The organism is Waddliaceae bacterium, assembly GCA_018694295.1.
In the GTDB taxonomy this organism is placed as follows: domain Bacteria; phylum Chlamydiota; class Chlamydiia; order Chlamydiales; family JABHNK01; genus JABHNK01.
Map to the genome: position 1 here is coordinate 1 of JABHNK010000023.1, position 5,309 is coordinate 5,309.

At 44.4% G+C, this 5,309-nt stretch carries 5 protein-coding genes; 2 read left to right on the plus strand and 3 right to left on the minus strand.

The genetic code is table 11. The features are described from left to right. The coding region (locus HN980_02835; protein ID MBT6928414.1) for a hypothetical protein at positions 1–141 on the minus strand (141 nt) is incomplete at its 3' end. Between the two features lie 115 nt (positions 142–256). Beyond that, positions 257–2,722, minus strand: coding sequence for a glutamate--cysteine ligase (gene gshA / locus HN980_02840; protein ID MBT6928415.1), 2,466 nt, complete (start codon positions 2,720–2,722; stop codon positions 257–259). 39 nt (positions 2,723–2,761) lie between these two features. On the opposite strand from gshA, the gene HN980_02845 reads away from it, so the two are divergent. Continuing rightward, positions 2,762–3,715 carry a TIGR01212 family radical SAM protein gene (locus HN980_02845; protein MBT6928416.1) on the plus strand — a complete coding sequence of 318 codons (954 nt, stop codon included), beginning with the start codon at positions 2,762–2,764 and terminating at the stop codon, positions 3,713–3,715. Positions 3,716–3,739: 24 nt separating this feature from the next. On the opposite strand, the gene HN980_02850 is transcribed toward HN980_02845, so the two are convergent. Further along, positions 3,740–4,105 (minus strand): hypothetical protein, encoded by a 366-nt coding sequence (locus HN980_02850; GenBank protein MBT6928417.1) that lies wholly within the window; start codon positions 4,103–4,105, stop codon positions 3,740–3,742. A 519-nt stretch (positions 4,106–4,624) separates the two neighbouring features. Here HN980_02850 and gloB point away from each other — a divergent pair. Then, a partial coding sequence (gloB, locus tag HN980_02855; GenBank protein ID MBT6928418.1) for a hydroxyacylglutathione hydrolase occupies positions 4,625–5,309 on the plus strand: 685 nt, incomplete at its 3' end.

Here is a 5,309-nt window from a genome sequence, read left to right on the forward strand (position 1 = left end):
CCATATGCGGCCGCCAATACTGTCTTTCCTGACAAGAGAGTGCCAAGGTGTGGCGTAAAGCTTTTCGGAAAAGCTTTCATCCTCCTGTTCTTCGACAGCACGACGCAGCGCTAAGATGTTAGCATTAAAAGAGACGGTCATAGTCACAATGTTCCAATTCAATATACACAAACAGCAAGTTTAGCGAAGGATTTTAATATAGACAACATCAAAGAATTTCTTGTCAAATGATGGAAATAACAGTTCATCTAATCATTCAGAATCCTAAAGTATTGAGGACATCTTTTTCGACGTATTGTTTTTTGCCGAAGGTGGGGTATCGGTGTATTAGGAGAGCGGGGTTGAAGTTTAGTTCTATTATGGAGTGGTTGTTTTTGGAGGGCGGTTGTGAGGGGTTGGCTATTATCATATCAACGCCGCAGAAGGTGGCATCGACGGAATGTGCTGCTGTGATGGCGATATCTTTGTAGTGTATAGGGATGTCGTCGGTGGTGTCGATGGAGTCGCCGCCAGTGGAGACGTTACTGTTGCTGCGGAGGAATGTTTGGGAGCCTTTTTTGGGGATGTCGTCGACGGTGAGGTCTTGTTTTGCTAGGAATGTTTTTTCGGTGCGTATCGGGTATATTTTGTCTTTGTTTTTCGTGCGTATCAGCTGTTTTATGGTATGTATGCCGTCGCCGACGACGTTTGCGGGGATACGCTTGCATATTGCAGAGACGTTACCGTCAATGACGAGGAAGCGGTATTCATCGCCTTCGATGAACTCTTCTACGAGGATTTCGTCACTGTGTTTGAAGGCAAGGAGCACAGCTTTTTCATAGAGCTTGGGGTCGTTATGGGAGCAGAATGATATCCCTATGCCGTAGTTTGTGAAGTTTGGCTTTATAGCGACTTTTATGGAAGAAAAACGATCATAGTCTTCGATAGCATCTTTGGGGGAGTGATATACTGCGCCGGCGGGGGTGTTGATACCATTTTCTTCGAGGACGTGTTTCGTCATGGCCTTACTTTCCATGAGGAGGTATGACATAAGCGAGTCTTTAGAGGTCTTCGTCGCCTGCTTGACGTATTCTATTGTGTCGCCTTTGGTAAGTTTTATGAAGCTGTCTTTTCTGTCGATGACCTCGACGGTGATGCCACGTTTCAGCGCCTCGCGGATCAGTGCCTGTGTCGAAACTTCTAGGTCTTCATAACCTTTTAGGATAAGGTCGTCGTGCATCTCTAGCTCCTTTTTCTTTTGTAATGACTTTTGTGCTAGCTTCGAAAGCTTTAGTGATAGCCGTGGCAGTAGCGGTTTTTCTTTAAGGTCTTCCATATGACGTTCTGCATACGAAAGAGCGGTATCGGTGAAGCTACCACTATCTTTTATTTCTTCTAGTATACGCGCCGATGGCGTCAAAGAAGGGTTGAGGATCTTTGCTTTCTGTTTTTTTATTACCTTACAATAGCGTCCGTCGCTGTAATTTTTGTCCATCAAAGCAGCGATGGCTTCCATGTCGTCAAGGATATCACAGCCCCATTTTTCTACGGAGAGGGTATCTTTGCCTCGGTGTAATCTAAGGGTAATGTCACGGCCACGAACTGCAACGTTGTCTTGGTTGCTGACGATGGTTTTTTGCTCGCAACATGATATAGGAGGGCTTTCCTTGAAAAGGCAGTATACCATAAAGATATGAAGGAAACGTAGGTGCTCGATGTCGATGCCTTCGGCGACGAAAGGCGAGATGTCGGGGTTTCTGACTTCGACGTATGCTATTCCACGATTTTTTAGTGCTTCTGATGCGCTTTCGCCACCAGTAAGATGAGGTTTAGGGCGTATGCGAGAATAATGCTCGGCCTCGCTCTGTAAAATATAATCGTTGAGTTGCCGACGACCGCTTTCATCGTATAGACCGATGTCTTTGAAGTCTTGGTGCGAGGTAGTAAGTGCATCGTTAATGTCGCGAAGATATCCGCTAAGGTCGTCGAAGGATATCGCTTTCTGTGCCTGCACCTTGCTGTAGTACCCATATCTGCTCATACGTAGCGATGTGGCATGCTCTCCATAATAAGTGCCGCCAAGGCGCTGCAATGACGAAGGCGTGGTATCGAAGAAAGAGGCGTCTGTAGCAGGAGTAGCGCCGAAAAGATATGTCGAAAGCCACCCTTCACGGAGAAAGTTGCGTATAAGGGCAAGGTACGACGCCGAAATAAATCCCGTTCTGTCTAGACCTTTACCATAAGAAGTATGGAGAAAACCCCAGAAATCGTCGGAGAAAGAGAAGTTATAGTGTATTCCCGATAATGTCTGCATCTTACGGCCATAGCGATACCCAAGACCTCGACGATATACCTCCTTTTTTTCGCCGAGACGCGACACACCATAACGCGCTATAGGGATATCATCATCAGAAGGTAACAAGCCCGGGGCGCTAGAAGGCCAAAGATGCTCGTCATCGAGATTATTAGCGACATAACGCTCGATATCATGCAAAAATGATAAGGCGCGACGCTCACTACGAAATGGTGGTGTTATAAGCTCTAGCTGCGCCTCAGAGAAATCAGTGCTGATATAAGGATGGCACAGCGGAGAGCCAAAAATAGCAGGATGGGGCTTCAGAGAAAGATTGCCACCATAATCGACACGTAAACACTCTCGCTCTAAACCATGCAAAGAACCCCGGAGAAAACGGAAGCCGTCGTCAGCGAAAACATCTAAAATAGTCTTTTTTGGCCAAGGCATATAGCTAATTACTTTTATCTGGTTTTTTGGTATGCTGATATGCTTAACATAATAAACAAACAACACAATTTTTTGGAACCTTATCGTAAATATAGCACATACATAAAAGAGATCTTCGGATTTCCAGTATACAAAGTCGCTGTAGATGGCGGGTTCTCATGCCCAAACAGAGACGGCACAAAAGGAACAGGAGGATGCGCGTTCTGCGATGAAACAGGAGCGTCGTCACGGACACGACAGTGTGGCGATACCATCGGAGACCAATTGCGACGTAATATCATTGCAAGGCAGTCAAGAGGACAAGGTCATAAGTTTATAGCATACTTACAGTCTTATACAAATACATACGCGACATGCGACATACTAAAAGATCGTTACGACCAGGCACTCTCCGCCCACGAAGATATTATCGGATTATCAGTGTCGACAAGACCCGACACCATAGACGAAGAAAAACTACAACTCCTCGCTAGCTATAAAAAACAAATACCATACGTCAGCATCGAATATGGCATGCAGACGATACACGATAAAACCCTTGCACGTATCAACCGCGGAGAAACACACGAAGACTTCCTTAAAGCCCTAGAGCTTACAAAACAATATGACATCGATCATTGTATACACGTAATAATAGGCCTCCCAGGAGAATCCCGAGAAGATATCCTCGCTACAGCAAAAAAACTGGCAGCATTACAGGTAAATGGCGTAAAAATCCATTGCCTCGTCGCCATGGAGAAGACACCATTAGAAACGATGTACAACACAGGAAAATGGACGCCATTGTCATACGACGAACATATAACTATCATCGCTGACTTTATAGAACACCTCCATAAAGAATGCATAATACACAGAATCTCGGGAAATGGACACCCCAGACACATAGTAGCACCACAGTGGATGAAAGATAAAAAAGGACCTATCGTCAGCCAAGCAATTATACGTGAATTCGAACGTCGTGGGACATATCAAGGGATACATTGTCGATAACGTTATACCAATCAGGGATTGATATTATTTCTTTTGACAGGTCATAAGAAAAGTATCGCTAGCTTTTAAAGGGTTGTTCAAAAGCGTCATCATCATAGCGATGCCCACGAAAATCGCCACCACCGGAGATATTATCAGACTACATAGATCGAGAGCGGCGACTTTTAACGAAGGCGCCGCTTTTCTTTGCGACGGGAAAAATATACCGTTGATTATCAAGACGATATCTTCGACGAAGATCCCTAGCTTCGCTAATGGTAGCGTCACTATCATCACCACGCCTACCGGCATAGCAAGAAGACGTCCTTTCCATTGTGCTTTCTGCGCTATGACATACACAAACCCATAAACTATACGCAGCACAGCATTATATATCTTTTTGACTTTCATATTTATAAAATACCATACTTGTGTAGTTTTCGTTGACAAAAAAAAATCTATAGTGAGGATGGAGGCTTAGGTTTATACCAATATGCAAAAAAAAGGCTAATGTCTTTTTTATGAGGTTTAAACCCGTGATTGCGACCTATCCTTTACCATAGAATTTTTGCAGTGGTACAGATACGAAGATGAAAGACGAGCGAATGTTAAAACATTCGCGAGGATAGAAGCAAAGTAGATGTGTTGCTGCAAAAAGAGATATGGTGAAGCCAAATAATAGCAAACGGATAAATAAAAACAACAAGGAATAACAAAGGTTTAAGATGCTTATCTTTACGTAGTTAAAAAGCCTTGTTGGAGCTTTTAAAAAGGAAAAAGACCCTGTTTCCTATAGCATCCATAGTGTCAGGCAATCTGGCTCATTTTACTCCTCGCGAATAGTTACAAATATTCGCTTGTCGTTCACTGAGCCATCTTACCAAACTCTATGGCGCTAAAGGAAAGATAGGTCGCAATCATGGGTTATATATGGATGTTATTTCTCTTCCTGCTTTAACAGACAATTATATACACGTTGTTCGTTGGGAGGGGCAGACGTGTGTCGTCGACCCTGGCGACGCCGATGTTGTCTTGAAATATATCAAGGAAGAGGGGTTTGAGCTGCACTATATCCTTGTCACACACCATCATCATGACCATGTCGACGGCATTGAGAAGCTGAAAAAAACAACAGAGGCTACAGTAATTGGTCCAGAAGACGAAAGGATTCCATGCCTTGACCGTACAGTCTACGAAGGCGAGGAGCTTGTCTTTGGGCCTTGCATCTTTCAGGTTTTTGAAGTCCCTGGGCATACCACCTCCGACGTGGCATATTACCTCGAAGAAAAAGGGTGCTTGTTTTCAGGGGATTTCCTCTTTACAGGAAGCTGTGGACGTATCTTCGAAGGGACAGCACGGCAGATGTTTTCTTCTATGCAGAAAGTCGTAGATCTTCCTGACGACACACTTATATATTGTGGACACGAATATACCGCACAGAATATGCGCTTCGCCATTTCTATAGAACCCGATAATGTAGAAGTGAAAGCACGCCTCGACGATGTAGAAAAGCGCAACGCCGAAGGAAGGGGTACCGTCCCTGCAATCTTGGCACTCGAGAAGAAAACTAATCCGTTCTTCCGCTGTGATGACGAACATCTTAAAGAAGCTGTAG

What these genes read in the sequence shown, in the direction of transcription:
- HN980_02845 (MBT6928416.1), top strand. Translation starts at nt 2,762, where the DNA reads ATGCTTAACATAATAAACAAACAACACAATTTTTTGGAACCTTATCGT.
- HN980_02850 (MBT6928417.1), bottom strand. Translation starts at nt 4,105, where the DNA reads ATGAAAGTCAAAAAGATATATAATGCTGTGCTGCGTATAGTTTATGGG.
- gshA (MBT6928415.1), bottom strand. Translation starts at nt 2,722, where the DNA reads ATGCCTTGGCCAAAAAAGACTATTTTAGATGTTTTCGCTGACGACGGC.